Source organism: Exiguobacterium sp. s101 (assembly GCF_018617835.1).
GTDB lineage: Bacteria > Bacillota > Bacilli > Exiguobacteriales > Exiguobacteriaceae > Exiguobacterium > Exiguobacterium marinum.
In genome coordinates this window covers 159,345-182,801 of sequence record NZ_JACSKX010000001.1, presented here as the reverse complement: position 1 = coordinate 182,801, position 23,457 = coordinate 159,345, and the positions used below count along the sequence as shown (strand labels likewise).

Annotated in this window: 24 protein-coding genes; all 24 read left to right on the top strand. The window is 46.7% G+C overall.

The genetic code is table 11. The features are described 5' to 3' along the window. Positions 1 to 6: 6 nt before the first annotated feature. The 24 genes from KNO76_RS00925 (at position 7) to rpsO (ending at position 23,333) form a co-directional block, all read left to right on the top strand. Entirely contained in the window at positions 7 to 438 is a 432-nt protein-coding gene (locus tag KNO76_RS00925; RefSeq protein WP_026826228.1) for a chemotaxis protein CheW, read from the top strand. After that, on the top strand, positions 428 to 1,027 hold the full coding sequence (locus tag KNO76_RS00920; protein WP_214881537.1) for a chemotaxis protein CheC: 600 nt from the start codon (positions 428 to 430) through the stop codon (positions 1,025 to 1,027). Before KNO76_RS00925 ends, KNO76_RS00920 begins: the two co-directional genes overlap by 11 nt. Beyond that, on the top strand, positions 1,020 to 1,505 hold the full coding sequence (locus tag KNO76_RS00915) for a chemotaxis protein CheD (protein ID WP_026826226.1): 486 nt from the start codon (positions 1,020 to 1,022) through the stop codon (positions 1,503 to 1,505). The genes KNO76_RS00920 and KNO76_RS00915 overlap by 8 nt, the downstream gene beginning before the upstream one ends. A 12-nt stretch (positions 1,506 to 1,517) precedes the next feature. Beyond that, positions 1,518 to 2,288, top strand: a complete 771-nt coding sequence (locus tag KNO76_RS00910) for a FliA/WhiG family RNA polymerase sigma factor (protein WP_214881535.1) — start codon at positions 1,518 to 1,520, stop codon at positions 2,286 to 2,288. A gap of 12 nt (positions 2,289 to 2,300) precedes the next feature. Then, positions 2,301 to 2,693 (top strand): hypothetical protein, encoded by a 393-nt coding sequence (locus tag KNO76_RS00905; protein ID WP_214881533.1) that lies wholly within the window; start codon positions 2,301 to 2,303, stop codon positions 2,691 to 2,693. A gap of 152 nt (positions 2,694 to 2,845) precedes the next feature. Continuing rightward, complete coding sequence (gene rpsB / locus KNO76_RS00900; RefSeq protein WP_015881415.1) at positions 2,846 to 3,586, top strand: 30S ribosomal protein S2; 741 nt, start codon at positions 2,846 to 2,848, stop codon at positions 3,584 to 3,586. Between the two features lie 116 nt (positions 3,587 to 3,702). Further along, the gene (tsf, locus tag KNO76_RS00895; RefSeq protein ID WP_026826223.1) at positions 3,703 to 4,584 is read left to right on the top strand and encodes a translation elongation factor Ts; all 882 of its coding nucleotides are present in this window, start codon (positions 3,703 to 3,705) and stop codon (positions 4,582 to 4,584) included. Between the two features lie 110 nt (positions 4,585 to 4,694). Next, positions 4,695 to 5,420 (top strand): UMP kinase, encoded by a 726-nt coding sequence (gene pyrH / locus KNO76_RS00890; protein ID WP_026826222.1) that lies wholly within the window; start codon positions 4,695 to 4,697, stop codon positions 5,418 to 5,420. Next, a complete protein-coding gene (frr, locus tag KNO76_RS00885) occupies positions 5,417 to 5,977 on the top strand; it encodes a ribosome recycling factor (RefSeq protein ID WP_214881531.1) in 561 nt (186 codons plus the stop codon). The genes pyrH and frr overlap by 4 nt, the downstream gene beginning before the upstream one ends. A gap of 84 nt (positions 5,978 to 6,061) precedes the next feature. Next, on the top strand, positions 6,062 to 6,799 hold the full coding sequence (locus KNO76_RS00880) for an undecaprenyl pyrophosphate synthase (RefSeq protein WP_026826220.1): 738 nt from the start codon (positions 6,062 to 6,064) through the stop codon (positions 6,797 to 6,799). 1 nt (position 6,800) lies between these two features. After that, positions 6,801 to 7,598: a phosphatidate cytidylyltransferase gene (locus KNO76_RS00875; RefSeq protein WP_214881528.1), complete on the top strand. Its 798-nt coding sequence runs from the start codon at positions 6,801 to 6,803 to the stop codon at positions 7,596 to 7,598. Between the two features lie 13 nt (positions 7,599 to 7,611). Next, complete coding sequence (gene dxr / locus KNO76_RS00870; protein WP_026826218.1) at positions 7,612 to 8,769, top strand: 1-deoxy-D-xylulose-5-phosphate reductoisomerase; 1,158 nt, start codon at positions 7,612 to 7,614, stop codon at positions 8,767 to 8,769. A 3-nt stretch (positions 8,770 to 8,772) separates the two neighbouring features. Then, complete coding sequence (rseP, locus tag KNO76_RS00865; RefSeq protein WP_214881525.1) at positions 8,773 to 10,023, top strand: RIP metalloprotease RseP; 1,251 nt, start codon at positions 8,773 to 8,775, stop codon at positions 10,021 to 10,023. Positions 10,024 to 10,055: 32 nt separating this feature from the next. Further along, on the top strand, positions 10,056 to 11,756 hold the full coding sequence (locus KNO76_RS00860) for a proline--tRNA ligase (protein ID WP_214882004.1): 1,701 nt from the start codon (positions 10,056 to 10,058) through the stop codon (positions 11,754 to 11,756). Between the two features lie 88 nt (positions 11,757 to 11,844). Beyond that, positions 11,845 to 16,122, top strand: coding sequence for a PolC-type DNA polymerase III (locus KNO76_RS00855; RefSeq protein WP_214881522.1), 4,278 nt, complete (start codon positions 11,845 to 11,847; stop codon positions 16,120 to 16,122). A gap of 119 nt (positions 16,123 to 16,241) precedes the next feature. Further along, a complete protein-coding gene (rimP, locus tag KNO76_RS00850; protein WP_214881519.1) occupies positions 16,242 to 16,712 on the top strand; it encodes a ribosome maturation factor RimP in 471 nt (156 codons plus the stop codon). Positions 16,713 to 16,726: 14 nt separating this feature from the next. Continuing rightward, positions 16,727 to 17,890, top strand: coding sequence for a transcription termination factor NusA (nusA, locus tag KNO76_RS00845; protein WP_214881516.1), 1,164 nt, complete (start codon positions 16,727 to 16,729; stop codon positions 17,888 to 17,890). Further along, positions 17,887 to 18,162: an RNase P modulator RnpM gene (gene rnpM, locus KNO76_RS00840; protein ID WP_200868282.1), complete on the top strand. Its 276-nt coding sequence runs from the start codon at positions 17,887 to 17,889 to the stop codon at positions 18,160 to 18,162. Before nusA ends, rnpM begins: the two co-directional genes overlap by 4 nt. Continuing rightward, the gene (locus tag KNO76_RS00835; protein WP_214881512.1) at positions 18,159 to 18,455 is read left to right on the top strand and encodes a YlxQ family RNA-binding protein; all 297 of its coding nucleotides are present in this window, start codon (positions 18,159 to 18,161) and stop codon (positions 18,453 to 18,455) included. Before rnpM ends, KNO76_RS00835 begins: the two co-directional genes overlap by 4 nt. Positions 18,456 to 18,476: 21 nt before the next feature. Beyond that, positions 18,477 to 20,672 carry a translation initiation factor IF-2 gene (gene infB / locus KNO76_RS00830; protein WP_214881510.1) on the top strand — a complete coding sequence of 732 codons (2,196 nt, stop codon included), beginning with the start codon at positions 18,477 to 18,479 and terminating at the stop codon, positions 20,670 to 20,672. Positions 20,673 to 20,690: 18 nt separating this feature from the next. Then, positions 20,691 to 21,038, top strand: a complete 348-nt coding sequence (gene rbfA, locus KNO76_RS00825) for a 30S ribosome-binding factor RbfA (protein ID WP_026826209.1) — start codon at positions 20,691 to 20,693, stop codon at positions 21,036 to 21,038. Between the two features lie 42 nt (positions 21,039 to 21,080). After that, positions 21,081 to 21,995, top strand: a complete 915-nt coding sequence (truB, locus tag KNO76_RS00820) for a tRNA pseudouridine(55) synthase TruB (RefSeq protein WP_251127828.1) — start codon at positions 21,081 to 21,083, stop codon at positions 21,993 to 21,995. Between the two features lie 17 nt (positions 21,996 to 22,012). Continuing rightward, positions 22,013 to 22,939 (top strand): bifunctional riboflavin kinase/FAD synthetase, encoded by a 927-nt coding sequence (locus KNO76_RS00815; protein WP_026826207.1) that lies wholly within the window; start codon positions 22,013 to 22,015, stop codon positions 22,937 to 22,939. A 124-nt stretch (positions 22,940 to 23,063) separates the two neighbouring features. Further along, positions 23,064 to 23,333 carry a 30S ribosomal protein S15 gene (gene rpsO, locus KNO76_RS00810; RefSeq protein ID WP_026826206.1) on the top strand — a complete coding sequence of 90 codons (270 nt, stop codon included), beginning with the start codon at positions 23,064 to 23,066 and terminating at the stop codon, positions 23,331 to 23,333. The last annotated feature ends 124 nt before the right edge of the window (positions 23,334 to 23,457 follow it).

The window sequence follows — 23,457 nt, the reverse complement described above, 5'->3', positions numbered from 1 at the left end:
ATATTGATGGAACAGAAATGGGTAGTCTTTTCACTTGAAGAAAATACGTATGGGATCGACGTGCAATCGGTACGTTCAATTGAGCGTCTTCAGCCAATCACACGGGTCCCGAACGCACCATCACATGTCAAAGGGGTCATCAACCTTCGAGGTGTCGTCACACCGGTCATCGACCTTCGTTTACGCTTAGGTTATGAAGAAATTGAGCCAACAGACGAAACACGAATCTTAATCGCCTCTTTGAATCAGGGAGACGCAGGGTTCATCGTCGACCGTGCGAACGAAGTTGTCGAAAGCGATGAAGTACGGATTGAGCCGATTCCAGAATCGAGCCGCGATATGATTTCAGCACATTTGACAGCGATTGCCAAAGGAGAAGACAAACTCTTCTCTCTGATCGATGCGAATGCATTGTTCGAGGAACAGTATGCTGAGTGAGTTTGAACAAGACCTGTTAAAGGAACTGGGAAATATAGGGTCTGGACATGCAGCCACTGCCTTGTCCGCCATGTTAGCGAAGCCGGTGAACATTACCGTGTCCTCTGCCGAGATGGAACCGATTATGTATTTACCTGATCGAGTGGGTGGTCCGGAGCGGCATGTCGCCTCCGTATTATTGGAATTAGATGGTGAGATTCGCGGAATGATCCTCATCTTGTTCGCAGTTGAAGACGCTGAACAGATGGTATCCACGTTAATCGGAATGCCCTATTCATTTGATTATGGTGATGTACTCGGTCAATCGGCATGGGAAGAAGTTGGGAATATCATGAGCGGTGCATACGCCCGGGCACTTGGCGATTGGTTACAGACACCGATTATGATTCAAGTACCGGCAACGGCAATCGATATGGCAGGGTCCATCGTCGAATTTGTCGTCACATCGGTCCAACCCGAAGAGGATGCAGCGCTCTATATTGATACGACATTTATGATCGATCAAAAAGTAAGTGCAGGACATGTGTTGTTCCTACCGACACATGGGTCGCTCAAACGGATTCAAGAACGGTTGCTTAGAAATGGCTGATGTATTAAAAATTGGCATTGCCGAATGGAAACAGACAACTGCGCCGAATCGGTTACGTACAGCCGGTCTCGGATCGTGTGTGGGTATCATCTTGTATGATACCCGCCTCCAATTGGCGGCAATGGCCCATGTGATGTTACCGGACTCGGCGATTGCTCGAAAGAATCAAACGATTGAAGTAGGAAAATATGCAGACACCGCCATTGATACGCTCGTACAGTCTTTAAAACGAGAAGGTGCGACAAGACTTCAAGCCAAAATGGCAGGCGGCGCACAGATGTTTCAATTTAAATATGAGAACGAAGCGATGCGAATCGGTGAGCGAAACGCCGAAGCGATTCGCCAAGCATTAAAAGTTCATCGCATCCCGCTCGTGGCGGAAGATTGTGGTGGACATAACGGACGAACGATTGAATTTGACGTTGCCACATCAATTTTATCGATTCGGACGGTGAGCGTGGGTACGAAAGAACTATAAGGGGGGATCGACATGACGACTCATCTTACACAGTTGTGGGATCGCTGGAATACGGACCGTGATATGGATACAGCAAACGAACTACTAGCACATTACGAGTTTCTAATCCACTACCACGTACAACGGATGATCGTGACGCTTCCAAAGAGCGTCGAACGCGACGAATTGAAAAGTTTGGGTTACATGGGATTGTACGATGCCCTTATGAAATATGATCCAGAGCATAATAATAAATTTGATACGTATGCCGCTTTTCGGATTCGGGGAGCCATTATCGACGGGTTACGAAAAATTGATTGGTTGCCTCGTTCAGTCCGGGAAAAAGTAAAAAAAATCGACCACGTGGCAGAACAGCTTGAACAATCGTTGCATCGTGCTCCTACAAAAAGTGAATTAGCGAGTGCTTGTGGCCTTTCGGTTTCAGAGATTGAACGGACGATGGCAGAAGGGTATTTTGCGAATATGTTATCAATTGACGAAGCTGTGACATTGCAGGAAGAAGGGAAAGTCATGTCTGTCACATACTTTGACCCTGATTCCGAAAAACCGGAAGATACGCTGTTGCAGCGAGAGTTGATTGACGTGCTTGCGACAGAAATCGATCTTTTGTCTGAAAAAGAACGGCTTGTTGTTTCATTGTTTTATTTTGATGAATTGACATTGACCGAGATTGGTGAGGTGCTAGAACTTTCGACATCCCGTATCTCGCAAATTCACTCGAAAGCTCTGAAGACGTTAAAAAATGCGCTTGGGCGGTCCTATCTTGAAGAAAAAACATCGTGAGGAGATGAACAAGTGTATATTGTATATGTGATGACTGCTTGTTTGGTTGCTTACGGTTTTTTGTTCGGTTACCGCCAAGTTCAAATATTACAAGAGCGGGTAGAACGGCTCGAAAGAGAGAAGCAGGAGACAGAAACATTGCTTCTTTCTTTCATGGAGTCGATGAACGATCTCGTCGCTTCGGAGCCACCTGAACGCGAACTAAAGGTTCAAGAAGAAAGTTTACCTTTAACATCTGTTGAAGAGTCCAATGAGTCATTGAAAACAACGACAGATGAAACAAAATCGTCTACGTCGGTTGACGTAGACGATGTCTTGTTACGGCATTCGGTCAGAGATGCTGCTCGAATCCTTGGAAAGGGCGAAGGAGAACTGGCTCTATATGCGAAACTTCGTAAAAAGTGAGAGTTGCCGGAATTCAAGACATATGCTATAGTAGTTCTCGGTGTTAAACACATCACACACGTCTCGGGATCATATTCCTCGGTGCCGAAAGGTCGGAATATAACAATGAACGAGGCGGAGGACTTTTTTAAACCACAAGGAGGAAATTTATCATGGCAGTAATTTCAATGAAACAATTGCTTGAAGCTGGTGTACACTTCGGTCACCAAACACGCCGTTGGAACCCAAAAATGGCGAAATACATCTTTACAGAGCGTAACGGGATCTACATCATCGACCTTCAAAAAACGGTCAAAAAAGTAGACGAAGCTTACAACTTTGTTCGTGAACTCGCGGCAGAAGGCGGAAACGTCCTCTTCGTTGGTACGAAGAAACAAGCTCAAGATACAATCAAAGAAGAAGCAATCCGTTCAGGAATGTTCTTCATTAACGAGCGTTGGTTGGGTGGAACACTCACTAACTTCTCAACAATCAAAAAGCGTATCAACCGCTTGAAGCAACTCGAAAAAATGGAAGAAGACGGCACGTTCGAAGTACTTCCTAAGAAAGAAGTCATCATCTTGAAAAAAGAAATGACTCGTCTTGAGAAGTTCCTCGGCGGAATCAAGGACATGCCTGGTGTGCCTGACGCTCTCTTCATCGTTGACCCACGTAAAGAGCGTATCGCAATCGCGGAAGCTCACAAATTGAACATCCCAATCGTTGCGATTGTCGACACAAACTGTGACCCAGATGAAATCGACTACGTAATCCCAGCGAACGACGATGCAATTCGTGCTGTTAAATTGCTCACTTCGAAGATGGCTGATGCAATCATCGAAGCGAAGCAAGGTGAAGAAGAAGTTGCTGAAGAAGCTGTAGCGACAGAAGCTGAAGCTACAGAAGCTGAGTAATCAGTGAGACAATAGGTGATAAAGGGAAAGCCTTTTATCACCTTTTTTTAGGAAATGTATACAAGAAGCCCCGTGCTTTTTCTTAAAATTTGTAGTTTTACAAGGAGGAATTTCCGATGGCAGTTACAGCAGCAATGGTAAAAGAACTTCGTGAAAAAACAGGAGCAGGAATGCTCGATTGCAAAAAAGCACTCGTCGAAACAGACGGTGACATGCAAGCAGCAATCGACTTCCTTCGTGAAAAAGGGATTGCAAAAGCAGCAGCAAAAGGTGATCGTATCGCCGCTGAAGGTTTGACAGCAGTAGCAGTTGAAGGCAACAAAGCTGTGCTCGTCGAAATCAACTCAGAAACAGACTTCGTTGCGAAAAACGAGAAGTTCCAAACACTCGTTAACAACGTAGCGAAAGCAGTTCTCGCATCGGGCGCAACAACTGCAGAAGCTGCACTTGCAGCTGAGTACGAAGCAGATAAAACGCTTGAAACGTATATCCAAGAAGAGGCGTCTACAATCGGAGAGAAAATTTCACTCCGCCGTGTAGCAGTTCTTGAAAAAGCTGACGATGCAGTATTTGGCACGTACCTCCACATGGGTGGTCGCATCGGTTCAGTCGTTGTGATCGACGGAACATCTGACGAAACAGTTGCAAAAGACGTAGCGATGCACGTTGCTGCAGCACGTCCACTTTACGCTACACGCGATGAAGTATCAGCTGAAGAAATCGACCGTGAGAAGAAGGTCTTGACTGAGCAAGCGCTTAACGAAGGGAAGCCTGCTAACATTGTTGAGAAAATGATTGCTGGTCGTATGAACAAGTACTTCGAGGAGATTTGCCTCGTAGACCAAACGTTCGTAAAAGACAGCGACTTCAAAGTTGGTAAATACGTAGAATCAAAAGGCGGAAAAATCAACTCGTTCGTACGCTTCGAAGTAGGGGAAGGTATGGAGAAACGTGAAGAGAACTTTGCTGAAGAAGTTATGAACCAAATTAAAAAATAATCTGCGTCATGACATGTGATGCAACTAAAATTGGGAACACGTCTTTATAACCTTGAGTTAGTTCGTTAAGGGAGCGTGTTCCCTTTTTTCAAGCAAGAGGAGGCAAAGTTATGGAACCGAAATATAAACGAATTGTGTTAAAATTGAGTGGAGAAGCGCTCGCTGGAGATCAAGGTTATGGAATCAATCCTAACATTGTAAACTCAATCTCAAGTCAAATTAAAGAATTGATTGAGATGGGTGTAGAAGTCGCCGTTGTTGTAGGTGCCGGAAACATTTGGCGTGGAAAGACAGGCAGTGAACTGGGGATGGACCGGGCAAATGCAGACTATATGGGTATGCTCGCGACTGTCTTGAACTCGCTCGCTCTTCAAGATAGCCTTGAAACGTACGGTGTCCAAACGCGCGTCCAAACATCAATTGAAATGCGACAAGTTGCTGAACCATACATTCGTCGACGTGCTATGCGTCATCTTGAAAAAGGACGCGTCGTCATCTTTGCAGCCGGCACAGGGAACCCATATTTCTCAACGGACACGACAGCCGCTCTACGTGCTGCTGAAATCGAAGCTGACGTCATTTTAATGGGTAAAAATAACGTGGATGGCGTCTATTCTGCCGACCCGAAATTGGATACGACTGCAGTGAAGTATGACACGTTGTCTTATCTTGATGTCTTAAAAGACGGACTTCAAGTCATGGATTCGACAGCAACATCGCTTTGTATGGACAACCACATTCCATTGATTGTATTCTCATTGCTTGAAGAAGGTAATATTAAACGTGTCGTACTCGGAGAACATATCGGGACGGTAGTAGGAGGAGTCAATTCATGAGTGTCAAAGAAGTATTGAAAATAGCTGAAGAAAAGATGGAAAAAGCACATTCTTCACTAAAACGTGATTTCGGAACGCTTCGCACTGGCCGTGCCAGCGCATCGATTTTGGACCCTGTCCAAGTTGATTATTATGGTGTCCCGACACCACTCAATCAAGTGGCGAACATCAATACACCGGAAGCGCGCTTGCTTTTGATTCAACCATGGGATAAATCAATGGTTTCGGATGTTGAGAAAGCGATTCAAAAGGCAGACCTCGGCTTGTCTCCATCTTCTGACGGAACAGTCATCCGTTTGGCAATCCCTGCCTTGACAGAAGAGCGTCGTAAAGAATTAGTTAAAATCACGAAAAAATATGCGGAAGAAGCGAAAGTCGCTGTCCGTAACGTTCGTCGTGACGCAAACGAAAACTTAAAGAAACTCGAAAAAGATGGCGAATTAACTGAAGACGATCTCCGCGGATATGCAGATGACGTTCAAACGTTGACGGATTCGTATATTAAAAAGATTGATGAATCTGCAGCAACGAAAGAAAAAGAAATCATGGAAGTGTAATCACGGAAGTGGTATACCAAAAAGCTGTGTGGGGACCCTTTTTCTGAGAGGGTCCTTCTTTCATACAATCAGGAGGATAACAGAATGTTTAAATGGGTGAATCCTAAAACGAAAATCGAGGCAGAGTTGAGTGTTCCTGAGCACGTGGCCATCATCATGGATGGAAATGGACGCTGGGCCAAAAAACGTGGTCTCCCTCGCATCATGGGTCACCGAGAAGGGATGAAGTCAATCCGTGAGGCGGTTCGAACAGCGCAGGAACTCGGGATTCAATCTCTGACACTTTATGCCTTCTCTACGGAGAACTGGACTCGTCCGGAAGAGGAAGTCTCGTTTTTAATGAAACTGCCAAAACAGTTCTTAGAGACGGATTTAAAAGAACTCCATGAACAGAATGTGCGGGTGCTCGTCGCAGGAGATACAACCAAACTTCCTCGAGAGACGCGTGAGGCCGTCGACGAGGCGAGAGAGCGGACCGTTATGAATACCGGATTGAAGCTTGTGTTTGCGCTTAACTATGGCGGACGCGATGAGCTCGTTCAAGCGATGCGCAGTATCGCCGAAGATGTACAGTCGGGATTAATTCAATCGAATGCCATCGACGATCACTTAATCGGTGAACGACTCATGACGCACGTTCAAGATGTGGATCTCGTTATTCGAACGAGCGGTGAACAACGACTATCTAACTTTTTATTATGGCAAAGCGCATATGCGGAACTTCATTTCACAGAAGTATTGTGGCCGGAATTTAAGCGTGAGCATTTTGTAGAAGCGATTGAATCTTATAACGCGCGCACGCGTCGTTTTGGTGGGGTGTAATATGAAGACAAGAATCATTACAGGGCTTTGGGCCGGAGCCATCTTTATTACGGTGATTGCGCTTGGAGGCAACGCATTTGTTTCATTGATGGGCATTCTTGCGCTCATTGGATTAAGTGAATTCACATTGATGCGACAGCATAAACTATTGGCATTCCCATTTTTAGTGACGTCACTCCTCGTGGCGTTCCCGTTCATTTTGTTGTTACTTGAAACGCAAATCGTTACGGACGAGATGCCGTTCACGATCGAACAATGGCTCGTGTTAGGACTTGTGTTATTACTATTTTGGACGGTCGTCACTAAAAATCGATTCACCTATGAAGATGTCGGATTCTATTTCGTCTCGGCTGTCTACTTGGTTGTCGGGTTCTCTAGTTTCGCTCTAGTACGTCTGTCTGACGATGGTTTGTCGAAAGTGTTGCTCATCTTGTTCATGATTTGGGCGACGGATTCTGGAGCCTATTTCAGTGGGAAGGCGTTCGGAAAAGCAAAACTATGGCCATCAATCAGTCCGAACAAGACGATTGAAGGAGCAATCGGCGGTATTGTATCTTCCGTTGTACTCGGCGTCATCTTCGTCTGGATCGATTCGATCTTACCAGTATTCGAAGTGATCATTTTAGCTATCGTCGTAGCCGTCGTCGGACAGCTCGGTGATTTGGTACAATCCGCTTATAAACGTCAGTTCGGAGTAAAAGACTCGGGTCATCTCTTACCTGGTCATGGAGGAATCTTAGACCGATTCGATAGTATGATTGCGGTCTTCACAGTCATTTGGGTGTTTAATCTGCTATAAAAGGAGTGTCGAGATGAAGCGAATTAGCTTAATTGGAGCGACTGGTTCGATTGGTGTGCAAACGTGTGACGTCATTGAACAGCACCCCGACCTGTTTGAACTTGAGGCGTATGCATTCGGAACGAACGTCGATGTCGCCACAGAATGGATCAATCGACTTAGACCAAAATATGTGTCAGCGACAAGTATCGAGGTACTCGAACAATTAAAACCGCGCCTTACATATGAACCACTGTATTTTATTGGTCCAGAAGGCCTGAAAGAATGCGCGACGGCAGAAAGAGCCGATATCGTCGTGACAGCGGTGGTAGGAGCGGTTGGTCTTGAACCGACACTTGCAGCGATTCAAGCAGGAAAAGATATCGCGCTCGCCAACAAAGAAACACTCGTCACCGCTGGACATCTCGTCAAAGCTGCCGTGAAAGAATATGGGGTCAATTTGTTACCTGTCGATAGTGAACACTCTGCAATCTTTCAATGTTTAAACGGGGAACGTAGAGAAGATGTCTCGAAAATCATTTTAACGGCATCGGGTGGAAGTTTCCGTGACCGTTCACGGGAAGAATTAGTCGATGTGACGGTTGAAGATGCATTGAATCATCCGAACTGGTCGATGGGAGCGAAAATAACCATCGACTCGGCGACAATGTTCAACAAAGGACTAGAAGTCATCGAGGCACACTGGTTGTTCGATATCGACTATAATGATATTGAAGTCATCTTGCATCGAGAATCAATCATTCATTCGATGGTCGAATTTAAAGATGCAGCCGTAATGGCTCAGCTCGGAAACCCGGATATGCGGGGACCGATTCTCTATGCGCTTTCGGAACCGAAGCGGCTTGAAATTGAGGGGAATAAGCGGTTAAACTTGAATGAAATCGGAAAGCTTCATTTTGAAGAGGCTGATTTCGAGCGTTATCCGGCACTCCGGTTAGCGTTCGAAGCAGGAATAATCGGAGGATCAATGCCGACTGTTCTGAATGCAGCCAATGAAATGGCAGTGGACCTATTCTTGAACGGTCACATCACTTTCTTAGAAATTGAACGACTCGTTGAAGAGGCGATGGCTCAACATGAGGTGATCGCCGAACCGACGCTCGCGCAAATTCTAGAAGTTGACCGAGTAGTACGTCAACAGATTCAGCAAGGAATTGAAGGTGGGGAATAAATCATGACGACTTTTATCGCCATCGTTTTGATGTTTGGCGTTCTCATTTCGGTACACGAATGGGGACACCTCGTCATGGCGAAACGGGCAGGCATTCTCTGTCACGAGTTTGCAATCGGATTCGGTCCAAAAATTGTTTCGTTTCGTAAAAATGAAACGCTCTATACCATTCGTCTTTTACCAATCGGTGGCTATGTCAAAATGGCCGGAGAAGACTTTGAACCGGTTGAAGTACGTGCGGGTCAGCATGTCGGACTCCGTTTAACCGAGCAAGGGACGGTAGATCGCGTCTACTTCCAACCGGACACGGCAACAGATGTTCAAGTCGTTGGAACTGTCGATAAGTTTGACTCGACACATGAATTGAAAGTACAACTCCTCATCGATGAGGAAGTACGCATCTATTCACTAGAACGAGACACACTCCTTGTCGATCAAGGGATGGAAATTCAAATCGCACCGTACGATCGAACGTTTGGAGCTCAGTCGGTTTGGAAACGTGTTTTGGCAATCGCAGCCGGTCCGGCGATGAATTTCGTGTTGGCGTTCATCTTGCTCATTATTGTCGGCCTTGTTCAAGGGACTCCGACGAACGATGGGCAAATCGGTACGGTTCAACCCGATTCAGCCGCTGATGAGGCAGGTTTGATGAGCGGGGATGAGATCGTATCGATTGAAGGCGAATCGATTTCAGATTGGCTCGATTTACGTTCGGCTCTGTCTGACCGGGCTGACACCCCTACGGAAGTCACGTATGTTCGTGATGGTGAGGAAGCGACAGTCACACTCACCCCTCAAGCGGTCGAACAAAATGGAGAAACTGTCGGCATTCTCGGTGTCACGAACGCGCTTGAACGTTCACCAGTTAAAGCCGTGACGACAGGTGCTGAGACGACGTGGACGATGTCTACCCTTATCTTTTCTGCGGTCGGAGATTTAGTGACGGGTCAAGTTGGGGTTGATCAACTCGCAGGTCCGGTTGGAATCGTACGCATGACAGATGAAGTAGCGGCGAGCGGTTTGATTATGTTGCTGAACTGGACTGCGCTTCTTTCGGTCAACCTCGCCATCTTCAACTTGCTTCCCCTTCCTGCGTTAGACGGGGGACGATTGATTTTCCTCCTGTTCGAAGCGGTAAGAGGACGTCCGATTGATCCGAAAAAAGAAGGGTTCGTCCACTTTATCGGGTTCGCACTATTGATGCTCCTAATGTTAATTGTCACTTGGAACGACATTCAATCATTCTTTAAATAATTTTTTTGTAGAGAAGGGAAACGTTGAACTGTATGAAACAATCTAGATTGCTCATGCCTACATTAAGAGAAGTACCGGCTGACGCGGAAGCGGTCAGCCATCAACTTCTCGTCCGTGGAGGCTTCATTCGCCAAAATGCGGCTGGAATCTATTCTTATCTTCCACTCGGACATCGCGTGTTACACAACATTCAAACGATTATTCGTGAAGAGATGAACCGGGCAGGTGCACAAGAACTATTGATGCCTGCCATTCAACCATCAGAACTTTGGGAGGAGACGGGACGCTGGGACATTTATGGCCCTGAATTGATGCGATTGACAGACCGTCATGACCGTCGCTTCGCACTCGGAGCGACACATGAAGAATTGATTACGTCCATCGTTCGCGATGAACTCAATTCTTATAAGAAACTTCCGATGAACCTATACCAAATTCAAACAAAATATCGTGATGAGCGTCGGCCACGCTTCGGTTTGCTTCGCGGACGCGAGTTCTTGATGAAAGACGCGTATTCATTCCACGCGACACAAGAAGGTTTAAATGAAGAATATACAAATATGTATAACGCGTATTCACGAATCTTCGACCGCACTGGCCTCAAATACCGTCCAGTCGTTGCGGACTCTGGGGCAATCGGTGGGAAAGACACGCATGAATTTCAAGCACTTGCAGCTATCGGTGAAGATACAATCGTCTATACAGACACATCGAACTATGCGGCGAACATTGAGATGGCAGAAACGTTAGACCGCTATGAGATGCAACAGGCGGAAGTTCGTCCGCTTGAGAAGGTGGATACTGAAGAAAATCGTACGATTGAAGACGTGGCAAAATTCTTGAATATCGATTCGAAGACGACAATCAAGTCCGTCTTGTTCAATGTCGACGGAGAGACAGTCATGGCGATTGTTCGTGGAGACCACGAAGCGAACGAAGTCAAAGTGAAGAACGCACTCGGTGGACTAGACATTCAACTTGAAGAAGAAGCAAAAATCGTTGCGTTGTTCAACTGTGCGCCAGGTACACTCGGACCGATTAACGCTCCGGTCAAAGTGGTCGCTGATTATGCGGTTAAATATTTAGTAAATGCTGTATGTGGAGCGAACGAAGCGAATACGCACTTCACAGGCGTGAATGCAGAGCGTGATCTCTCAGAGTTGACGTATCACGATTTACGTTTTGTGGTTGAGGGCGACTTAGCGCCTGACGAGTCAGGTCCGGTTCGTTTTGCACGCGGAATTGAAGTGGGCCAAGTATTTAAACTCGGAACACGATATTCAGAAGCGATGGGTGCGACATTCCTCAATGAAGAGGGTCGTGCCGAACCACTCATCATGGGTTGTTACGGCATCGGGGTGTCACGCACACTTTCAGCTATCGTGGAACAACATCATGATGACCGTGGAATCGTTTGGCCACGTAACGTTGCACCGTTTGATCTTCATTTAATTGCGATCAACGCGAAAGACGAGACGCAACTTGAACTTGCAAACCGTCTACATGATGAACTTAGTCAAACGTATGATGTTTTGTTTGATGATCGCAAAGAGCGAGCTGGCGTCAAGTTTGCGGATGCGGACTTGATTGGACTTCCAATTCGTGTAAACGTCGGTAAAAAGGCGGCCGAAGGCATCGTCGAAGTGAAAGTACGTGCGACTGGTGAAGTGGTTGAAACATCAATCGATGAGTTGGAACAAGTCATCGCTACAAAGTTTAGCGAGGCTCATTAATGGATGAAGGTGACAGCGGAAGCGGTCACCTTCATTTGTCGAATTGGCATGAAGGGGGAAAGATGAACCCGTGGAAGCGAATCAAAAAATGCAATTATTGTTAGGTGACCTTGGGATTACAACAGAGTCAAACGACTTGTTCGACGAGGCAGAACTCTCACGACTCGTCGTCAATAAAAAACGACGTACGTGGACTTTTTATTTTTCATTTCCAGCAGTTTTACCGTACGAGGTGCACCAGTTGTTTATGAGTCGATTAGAAAACCGGTATGCGACGTTCGCGGACGAAGTGTACGCCCGATTCTCAACGACAAAAGGTGGGAGCGAGCAAGACTATATCGATTATTGGCCTAGAATCGTCAGTGAATTGAGTCAAGTGTCTGGTGCGATGCGCGGTTATTTCGGTTCTGTATCTCCTCGTTTTGAGCAGAATAAACTATTGATTCCCGTGCGTTCCGCACCTGAAGCCAGTTACGTGGACAAAGAACTCTGCCAAGAAATCCAAGCGCTTTATAGTGCCTATGGGTTCACGAAAAAACCGTGTCAGGCCCATTTCTCAGAAGATGCCGAGGCAAGTCAGGCCCTTCGCGAACAGGTCGTTCAAGAAGATATCGAACAAGCGAAAATGGCGCTTGCTGCCCAATTCGCCAAAGCGACGGAAACAAACGACGAACCGATTACGGAAATTCGGATGGGTGCGCTCATCAAAGATGAGATTGTACCAATCAAGACGATTATCGAAGAAGAACGACGTGTCGCGATTCGTGGTCTCGTCTTCTCTGCGGAGCGGAAAGAGCTGAAGAGTGGCAAGAAATTGTTCACTTTCAAAATGACCGACTACACCGATTCGTTGATTGTGAAAGTATTTGCGCGCGATGACGATGATGACCGGATGCTCAGTGCTGTCAAAAAAGGGATGTGGATTCAAACGGCTGGTCGGGTCGAAGATGACTCCTTCATGCGTGAATTGTGTATGATGGCATCGCAACTCCAGGAAGTGAAAGTCGAACCGCCGCGTGATGAGTGGGAAGGCGAGAAACGTGTAGAACTTCATGCGCATACACAAATGAGTCAAATGGATGCTGTCACAAATGTGTCTGCTCTTATCGCGCGTGCAGCGCAATGGGGTCATCGAGCAATCGCGATCACGGATCATGCTGGTGTCCAGGCGTTCCCAGAAGCGTATTATGCTGGAAAAAAGAATGATATCAAAGTGTTATACGGGGTCGAGGCGAATGTCGTCAACGATGGTGTCCCTGTCGCTTATCATGCGACCGATGTAGCGTTAGACGATGCGACTTACGTCGTATTCGACGTCGAGACGACAGGTCTTTCTGCTGTCTATAACAAAATCATCGAACTCGCTGGTGTCAAAATCAAAGATGGAGAGATTATCGACCGGTTTGAGGCGTTCGCTGACCCGAAACATCCCTTATCAGCGACAACAATTGAGTTGACTGGAATCACCGATGATATGGTTCAAGGACAGCCTGACCCGGAAGTCATCACAAAGCAGTTCGTCAACTGGTCTAGAGATAGTATTCTCGTTGCCCACAATGCTTCATTCGATATGGGTTTCCTTGAAGCGACACTTCGAAGTGGTGGTCATGAGCCGGACGACTATCCGGTCATCGATACACTTGAACTAGCCCGTATGTTGATGCCGACATTAAAGAACCATCGGCTGAACACTCTTGCGAAACGATTCGATATCGAATTGACTCAGCATCACCGTGCCATCTATGACGCGGAGGCGACGGCATATTTATTGCTGAAGTTACTAGACCTTGCCAAACAGATGTTCGAAATGACGACGCATCGTTCATTAAATGCGAAAGTCGGGAGTGACGTGTCGAAAATCCGTCCATTCCATGCGACCATCTATGCGAAGAACAAAAAACCTGGACTCCGTCATCTATATGAACTCATTTCGTTATCCCATATTGATTATTTACATCGGATGGCACGGATGCCGCGGTCAGAACTTGTGAAACGCCGAGAAGGGTTACTGATTGGCTCAGCTTGTGACAACGGTGAGATCTTTGATGCCGCCTTGAACAAATCAGACGATGAACTCGAGAAGATGATGTCGTTTTATGACTTTATCGAAATTCATCCGCCGGCGCTCTATCATCACTTGATTGATAAAGAAATCGTTGCAAACGAATTGGAGCTCCGTGAGATTATCAAACGAATCATCCGTGTCGCTGATAAGGCTGGATTACCGGTTTGTGCGACAGGGAATGTGCATTATTTAGATCGCCAGGACCGATCATATCGGGAAATTTTAATTCGTACCCAAGGTGGGGCAAACTTCATTAACACACGAAAAGAATTACCGCACGCCCACTTCCGGACGACAAAAGAAATGATGGAAGAGTTCAAATTTTTGGGAGATGAGTTGGCGCGTGAGATTATCATCACAAACCCGAACGTGATTGCCGACCAAATCGAATCAATTCAGATTATTCCGGATGATCTGTACACGCCAAAAATTGAAGGGGCGGACGATGAGGTTCGAAACATGAGTTATGACATGGCTCGATCGATTTATGGTGACGAGCTACCGGAAATCGTTGAGGCACGTCTCGAGAAAGAATTGAAGTCGATTATCGGACACGGATTTGCAGTCATTTATTTGATTTCACATAAACTCGTTAAAAAATCGTTGGATGATGGATATTTGGTCGGTTCACGTGGGTCGGTCGGATCAAGTCTCGTCGCCACGATGACGGAAATCACCGAAGTCAACCCGTTACCGCCACACTACGTCTGTCCTAACTGTCAACATTCTCACTTCTTCAATGACGGTTCTGTCGGTTCAGGATACGATTTACCGGACAAAGAATGTCCGGAATGTGGGACATGGTATAAAAAAGATGGGCACGACATCCCGTTCGAGACGTTCCTTGGTTTCAAAGGGGACAAAGTACCGGATATTGACTTGAATTTCTCAGGTGAGTATCAGCCGCATGCCCACGCCTATACGAAAGTATTGTTCGGAGAAGAATATGTATATCGTGCAGGAACGATTGGAACGATTGCGGATAAGACGGCTTATGGGTATGTAAAAGGATATGCGACTGAGAACGATAAAATCTACCGTAACGCCGAAGTCGATCGTCTTGTGTCTGGTGTCACCGGTGTGAAACGGACGACGGGTCAGCACCCGGGGGGGATTATCGTCGTACCTGATTATATGGACATCGCCGAAATTTCACCAATTCAATATCCGGCCGATGATAAGTCGTCCGAATGGAAGACAACCCACTTCGACTTCCACTCGATTCACGACAACTTGCTCAAATTAGATATTCTCGGGCACGATGACCCGACCGCCATCCGGATGTTGCAAGATTTGTCCGGCATCGATCCGAAGACAATCCCGACAGATGACCCAACCGTCATGAAAATTTTCTCGTCCCCGGACGTGCTCGGTGTTACACCGGAGCAAATCGAATCGAAAACGGGAACACTCGGGATTCCAGAGTTCGGGACGAAGTTCGTGCGCCAAATGCTCGAAGAGACGAAACCGTCAACGTTCTCAGAACTCGTTCAAATCTCGGGACTGTCCCACGGAACCGACGTTTGGATAGGTAATGCAAACGAGCTAATCTACAACGGCACGTGCGAACTGAAAGACGTGATTGGATGTCGTGACGACATCATGGTTTACTTGATTTATGCGGGTCTTGAACCATCATTCGCATTTAAAATCATGGAGTCTGTCCGTAAAGGGAAAGGACTCACGGACGAGATGGAGTCCGAGATGCGGGCGAATAATGTGCCGGAATGGTATATCTCGTCTTGTAAGAAAATCAAGTACATGTTCCCTAAAGCGCACGCGACGGCGTACGTGTTGATGGCGGTCCGAATCGCCTACTTCAAAGTGCATCACCCGATCCTTTACTATGCGACATATTTTACCGTTCGAGCAGGGGACTTTGACTTGTCCGCCATGATCAAAGGTCCCCAAGCTGTAAAGAAAGCGATGTCGGATATTCGTGAAAAAGGGTTTGATGCGACCGCGAAAGATAAAGGACTTCATACCGTCCTCGAACTCGCGTTAGAGATGCTAGAGCGAGGAATGAAATTTCAAAACATCGACTTGTACCGATCGAGTGCAACCGAGTTTTTGATTGAAGACAATACGCTGATCCCACCGTTTAATGCAGTCGACGGACTTGGCACGAATGCTGCGAAAGCGATTGTCGAGGTGAGGGAAGAAGGGCAGTTCCTGTCAAAAGAAGATTTACGGAAACGAGCGAAACTGTCAAAAACGGTCATTGAGACACTCGATACGATGAAATGTCTCGAAGGCTTGCCTGATGAGAACCAACTCTCATTCTTTGATTTTGGGGTGTAAGTTGCGAATTATCGGGAAAATATGATATATTAGTATCGAACAAAGTTGGATACTACGACGGAAAGGAGTAGGGAACCCTACTCCTTTCTTGTATGTAAAAGCCAGAAGGAGGGATGAGAGTGTCCAAAATAACAGAAGTCGTTGAATCGATTGCGTCGCCAATCGTCGAACGAGAAAACATGGAATTGGTCGATGTGGAATTCGTAAAAGAGGGTCCTGACTGGTTCTTGCGTGTCTATATCGATAAACCAGGGGGCGTCGATTTAGACGATTGCATCAATATCAATGAACAACTCTCGGAAAAACTGAACGAATCCGATCCGATTGAACAGGCTTATTATCTTGATGTCTCGAGTCCTGGTGCGGAGCGTCCGCTGAAAAAGCCGAGCGATTTTGAACGTGCGGTAGGCAAAAACGTCTACATGAAAACGTTCGCTCCGATCGATGGTGCCAAAGAGTTTGAAGGAATTTTGACGGCATATGATGGGGAAACGGTCGTGATCGAGACGCGCATCAAGACAAGAAAAAAAGCGGTATCGCTACCGGTAGACAAAATTGCACAAGCCCGCCTAGCGGTCACGTTTAGTTAAGGAGAGGGAAGAAGATGGGTCCACAATTACTCACTACAATCGATCAGATAGCCAAAGAAAAAGGAATCGACAAAAATATTATTATCGAAGCACTCGAACAAGCGCTCATTTCTGCATATCGTCGCAACGTGGCGAATCCGAATGAGCACGTGAAAGTCGAGTTCGACCAGGTTACGGGAGATATCCGTGTCTACGCACTACTAGAAGTCGTAGAGCGACTCACACAACCAGATCAACAGCTCTCACTCGAAGAGGCACACGAAATCGATCCGAACTATGAGCTTGGTGATTTTCATAAAGAAGAAGTCACACCAAGTGATTTCGGACGTGTCGCAGCGATGACAGCAAAACAAGTGGTTACACAAAAAATGCGTGAAGCCGAACGCGAACGCATCTACAACCACTTCGCGGACAAAGAAGACGAAATCATGACTGGAATCGTGGAACGTTTTGACCCGCGCAACTTGTATATCGGTTTAGAAAACAACATTGAAGCGGTCCTTACACCGAATGAACAGATGCCAAATGAGTCATACCAGATTCATGACCGAATTAAAGTATACGTTACAAAAGTTGATTCGACGACAAAAGGATCTGGTGCAGCGATTCAAGTATCACGTACGCATCCTGGACTTTTGCGCCGTCTATTTGAACTTGAAGTGCCTGAGATTTCAAACGGGACAGTCGACGTCATGTCTGTATCGCGTGAAGCAGGTGACCGTTCGAAAATCGCTGTTCATTCGGAAATCGTCGATCCGGTCGGGGCGTGTGTTGGACCGAAAGGACAGCGTGTCCAAACGATTGTCGATGAGTTGAACGGTGAGAAAATTGATATCGTTCGCTGGTCTGAAGACCCAAAAGAGTTTGTCCGTAATGCACTTAGCCCGGCTCAAGTCGTTGCCGTATATGTCAATGAACCGGCGAAATCAACAACGGTCGTCGTACCAGATTATCAATTGTCTCTCGCAATCGGGAAACGTGGGCAGAACGCACGCCTTGCTGCGAAATTGACAGGATGGAAAATCGACATTAAGAGTGAAACGGATGCGGAAGCACTCGACTTGTTCGATACGTTCGCTGAAAAAGTTGAATCCGAATCAGAAATTGTTCAAAATGAAGTTGAACAAGACTTATCAAATGCTACAGTTGAAACGACTGCGGTGAAAGAAGAGGAATGACCATGAAGCAAAAGAAACTTCCTTTGCGTAAGTGTGTGGTCACACAAGAAATGCTCCCGAAAAAAGAATTGATTCGTGTCGTTCGAACGCCTGAAGGTGACGTAGTCATCGATCAGACGGGCAAAGTGAACGGTCGTGGGGCTTACTTATCAAAAGATATCGATGTTGTTCGTCAAGCAGAGAAAAAACGGACGCTCGACCATCACTTGAAAGTAAAGACGAACGATGACTTGTATGAACAGTTGAAAACTGTCGCAGGTGACGAATCATGAGTCAGTGGGAATCATTGTTAGGCCTTGCTGCTCGAGCGAGGAAAGTAACGATGGGAGAAGAGTTTGTATTGAAGGATGTCCGAGCGGGCCGTGCCAAGCTCGTCATTCTAGCCGGAGATGCAGGGGACTCGACGAAAAAACGAGTCTCTGACAAGTGTGCGTCTTATCAAGTGCCATTGATTGAAGTGAGCGATCGCTACACAATCGGCGCTGCACTTGGTAAAGATATGCGTGTCGTCGTATCGGTCACGGAATCCGGATTTGCGAACAAGCTTAAGCAACTTCTCTCTTAACTATTAATGGAGGTGGATGCTTTGGGAAAACGCGTCTATGAATTTGCAAAAGAACAGAATGTAACGAGTAAACAAGTCATTACTCAATTAGAAAAATTGAACAAATCGGTGAAAAATCACATGGCCGTCCTCGATGAGGAAACGGTAAAACAGTTAGACCGAGTGTTCAATCCTGAGAAATATCGTGCCGAGAAACAAGCTGAATCAAAACCGGCTTCAACTTCGAACGAACCGAAGCAAGAGAAAAAAGAAGCTCCAAAAGCACGTCCTCAAGCGGGGCAACAAAACCGTGGCGGTCAAAACAATCGTGGTGGTCAAAACCGTTACAACGACCCACGCAATAAAAAACGTGGAAAAGGGAAAGGCAAAGGCAAGCCAGTAAAAGCTGCCATCCCACAAGAAGCCGATCCAAACTCGAAGACGAGCCAACGGAAAGCGGCTCGACTCGCGCAAGAGGCCGAGATGGGTAACGTCATCAAATATGAAGATGTACTCAGCGTTTCAGATCTTGCAGAAAAAATGAACAAAAAGCCGAACGAAATCATCATGAAATTGATGGGGCTTGGTGTGATGGCTACGATTAACCAAACGCTCGATGACGAGACAATTGAGTTACTCGCAACGGAGTTCGGTTATGAAGTCGAAAAAGAAGTTGTCGTAGATGAGACAGACTTTGAAACAGTTGAGGTTGACTTCTCGCAATATGCTCTTGAAGAGCGCCCGGCTGTCGTTACAATCATGGGTCACGTTGACCACGGGAAAACAACGCTTCTTGACTCGATTCGCAACACGAAAGTCGTAGCAGGAGAAGCTGGTGGAATCACGCAACATATCGGGGCGTATCAGGTTTCTGTTAACGATAAGAAAATCACATTCCTTGATACACCAGGTCACGCGGCGTTCACAACGATGCGTGCCCGCGGTGCGGAAGTGACAGATATCGCCATCATCGTCGTAGCTGCTGACGATGGCGTCATGCCACAGACAGAAGAAGCAATCTCACACGCGAAAGCGGCGAACGTTCCAATCATCGTTGCGGTGAACAAAATGGATAAAGAAGGCGCAAACCCTGACCGTGTCAAACAAGAATTGACAGAGTTCGGTCTCATTCCCGAAGAGTGGGGTGGCGAAACGATCTTCGTTCCAATTTCTGCGATTAAAGGCGAAGGAATTGACGAGTTGCTCGAGATGATTCTCCTCGTATCTGAAGTTGAAGAGTACAAGTCAACACCTGAAATGCCAGCTCGTGGTTCAGTCATCGAAGCAAAACTCGATAAAGGACGCGGACCGGTCGCTACACTGCTCGTTCAACACGGTACGCTTCGCATCGGAGATCCAATCGTCGTCGGTAGCACGTTCGGTCGAGTACGGGCAATGGTCAACGATATTGGCCGACGTGTGAAACAAGTCGGTCCATCAACGCCGATTGAAATCACAGGTTTGAACGATGTTCCACAAGCCGGTGACCAGTTCATCGTCTTTGAAGATGAGAAAAAAGCACGTGCAATCGGAGAGAAACGTTACCAACGTTACCTCGAGTCACAGCGCCGTGAATCAGCGAAAGTAAGTCTTGATGACTTGTTCAACCGCATTCAAGAAGGTGAAGTGAAAGATTTGAACGTGATCATCAAAGCGGACGTTCAAGGTTCAGCAGAAGCATTGGCTGGGTCACTCCGCAAAATTGATGTAGAAGGTGTCAAAGTCAATATCGTCCACCAAGGTGTCGGTGCAATCACAGAAGGTGACGTGATCCTCGCATCAGCGGCAAACGCCGTGATTATCGGATTCAACGTCCGTCCTGACGGAAACGCCCGTTCAATGGCTGAACAGGAAAATGTTGAAATGCGTCTTCACCGCATCATTTACAACGCGATTGAAGAAATTGAGAGCGCGATGAAAGGTATGCTTGATCCAGAATTCATCGAAGAAATCACTGGTCAAGTTGAAGTCCGTGATGTCTTCAAAGTATCGAAAGTCGGTACGATTGCAGGTTGTTATGTGACAGAAGGTAAAATCACACGTGACGCAGGTGTCCGTGTCATTCGTAACGGAATCGTCGTGTACGAAGGTAAACTCGATACACTTCGCCGCTACAAAGATGACGTGAAAGAAGTTGCGACAGGGTATGAGTGTGGGATTAAAGTAGAGAAGTTTGATGACATCAAAGTAGAGGATGTCATCGAAGCGTTCGTCATGAAAGAAATCGAACGTAAATAATGTGAGGAGGGATCACGTATGAATATTCGTGCCCAACGTGTCGCCGAGCAAATGCGTAAAGAAATTACAGACGTCTTGTTACGGGAAGTCAGTGACCCGCGCACTAAAAACGCTACAATCACGAGCGTTGACGTGACGGGGGACTTACAGCAAGCAACGGTCTATTATACGGTGCTCGGTGATGAGGAAGATGTGAAAGCAGAAACGCAAGCAGGTCTCGACAAAGCGAAAGGATTTATCCGTCGCGAAATCGGGAACCGCATCCGTCTTCGGAAAACACCAGAAATCTCGTTTGAATACGACTCATCAGTCGCATATGGTACGCATATCGATTCATTGATTCGTGATTTGAACAAAGATCAATAAGTAGAAGGGGAGACGTCGTTCTCCCTTTTTTTATATGGAGGGATGAAATTGGAACCGAACGGAGTGCTCGTACTCGATAAGGATCGTGGCATGACAAGTCATGACTGCGTATTTAAATTACGAAAATTGTTTCATACGAAAAAAGTGGGTCATACGGGTACGCTTGACCCGGAAGTGACGGGCGTATTACCCATCTGTTTAGGACGAGCGACAAAACTCTCCCGTTTTTTGACGGATGAAGGAAAACGTTATGTGGCCGAAGTGACGATTGGGGCCGCGACGATGACTGAGGACGCTCATGGTGAGGTCGTTGAACAGAAGTTGATTGCAGAAAACGAATTGGATGAAGACCAAATCGATGAAGTGATGAGTCGACTGATCGGGACCATTGAACAGGTTCCACCGTACTACTCGGCGGTCAAAGTGAATGGGAAGAAACTGTATGAGTACGCGCGAAAAGGACAAACGGTCGAACGTCCCCGTCGCATGGTCGAGATACATCGTTTGGAGCGCACAAGTGCGCTGACGTTTGAAGACGGTGTGTGCCGATTCCGAATGGAAATCGATTGTGGGAAAGGGACGTATATTCGAACGCTCGCTGTACAAATCGGGGAGAAGCTCGGTTACCCTGCCCACATGAGTGAACTTCGTCGCACGAGCTCTGGGTCGTTCGAGGAAAGCGGTGCGGTATCGCTCGATGCCTTACAAGCATTCGACACAGTCGAGGAGCGAATGACACATGTCGTGCCGCTTGAGGACGTGATCAAGCGTTGGCCGGCCATTACAATTCCAAAGAATAGAGAACATTATATTCGGAACGGTGGGAAACTGAACGGCATTTCGCTCGAATTTGATTTATTTACTGTCTATAATGAAGAAGGAATCCCTCTTGCTTTATATCGAAGACAAGATGGAACGACAGACGCTACAGTCGAGGTCATGCTGGCCATCGACTAAGGGGGAATTTTGACAGTATGGAAACAAGACATCTCACTTATCCAGATACACCAGACGCGTATCCATCCGTCATGGTACTCGGCTTTTTTGATGGTGTCCATAAAGGGCATCAAGCTGTGATTTCACATGCCAAACGTGTGGCAGCTGAACATAACCTTCCGGTGACGGTCGTCACGTTCGACCCACATCCGAAGCAAGTGCTCTCAAATAAACCGGATGCAGTGCGCTATATCACGCCGTTATCCCGAAAATTGAAACGCATTGAAGCGCTCGGGGTGGAACGTTGTCTCGTCTTAACGTTTACTAAAGAATTGGCTGGACTTTCTCCACAACAGTTTGTTGATGACTATTTAATCGGCGCGGGGGCTGTACATGTGACGGCAGGATTTGACTATTCGTATGGCAAATTCGGAGAAGGGACGATGGAGACACTGCCTTATCATGCGCGTGATCAATTCACAACGTCTGTCGTCACAGAACAGACGAGGCATGGAGAAAAAGTGTCTTCAACCCGAATCCGTAAGTTATTGGCAGAGGGGCAAGTCGAAGCGGCCCACGAACTACTTGGTGCTCCCTATGTCATCTGTGGTGAAGTTATACATGGAGATGCTAGAGGACGTACAATTGGATTTCCAACAGCGAACGTCTTGATGGATGCTTCTTATGTCATGCCACGTCTAGGTGTTTATGCGACACGAGTCAAGCTTCAAGATGGTCGGACGTTCTATGCTATGACAAATGTTGGACGTCGCCCGACGTTTTACGAGACGGGAGCGGTCTCCGTCGAAAGTCATCTGTTTGATTTTTCAGAGGATTTATATGGGCAAGTCATTGAAATCGAATGGATTCAATTTATTCGTAACGAACGCGCGTTTGATGGCTTGGATGCATTGGTCGCACAGCTCAAACAAGATGAGGTGTCGGCCCGTTCAATCCTATCTTGACTTTATATGGCGGGTACGCTATCCTTGTCAAGTACGCAAAGTACACCGTTTCGCTTGGCTGGACGATTCACCAACGCCGGCTCGGCAACGCGGCAATTTTTTATTAAATGGAGGTGGAGAGGCAATGGCACTCTCAAAAGAACGTAAAAACGAAATTATCGCGGATTTCGCGACAAAACAAGGTGACACTGGTTCACCGGAAGTACAAGTGGCAGTGTTGACTGAACAAATCAACACATTGAACGACCACCTTCGTACACACAAGAAAGACCACCACTCACGTCGCGGTCTCTTGAAAATGGTTGGACGTCGTCGTAACTTGCTTACGTACCTTCGTAACAAGGACGTTACGCGCTACCGTGAATTGATTCAACGCCTCGGTCTCCGTCGTTAATCGATCGAGACTGTTCAACGGGCTGGGACAACGTCCTAGTCCGTTTCTTCTTTTTAAAGAAAATGATTAGACATTCGTAGGAATGAGTTACATAATAAACTAGATAAGGTTTGAGAGGAGAATG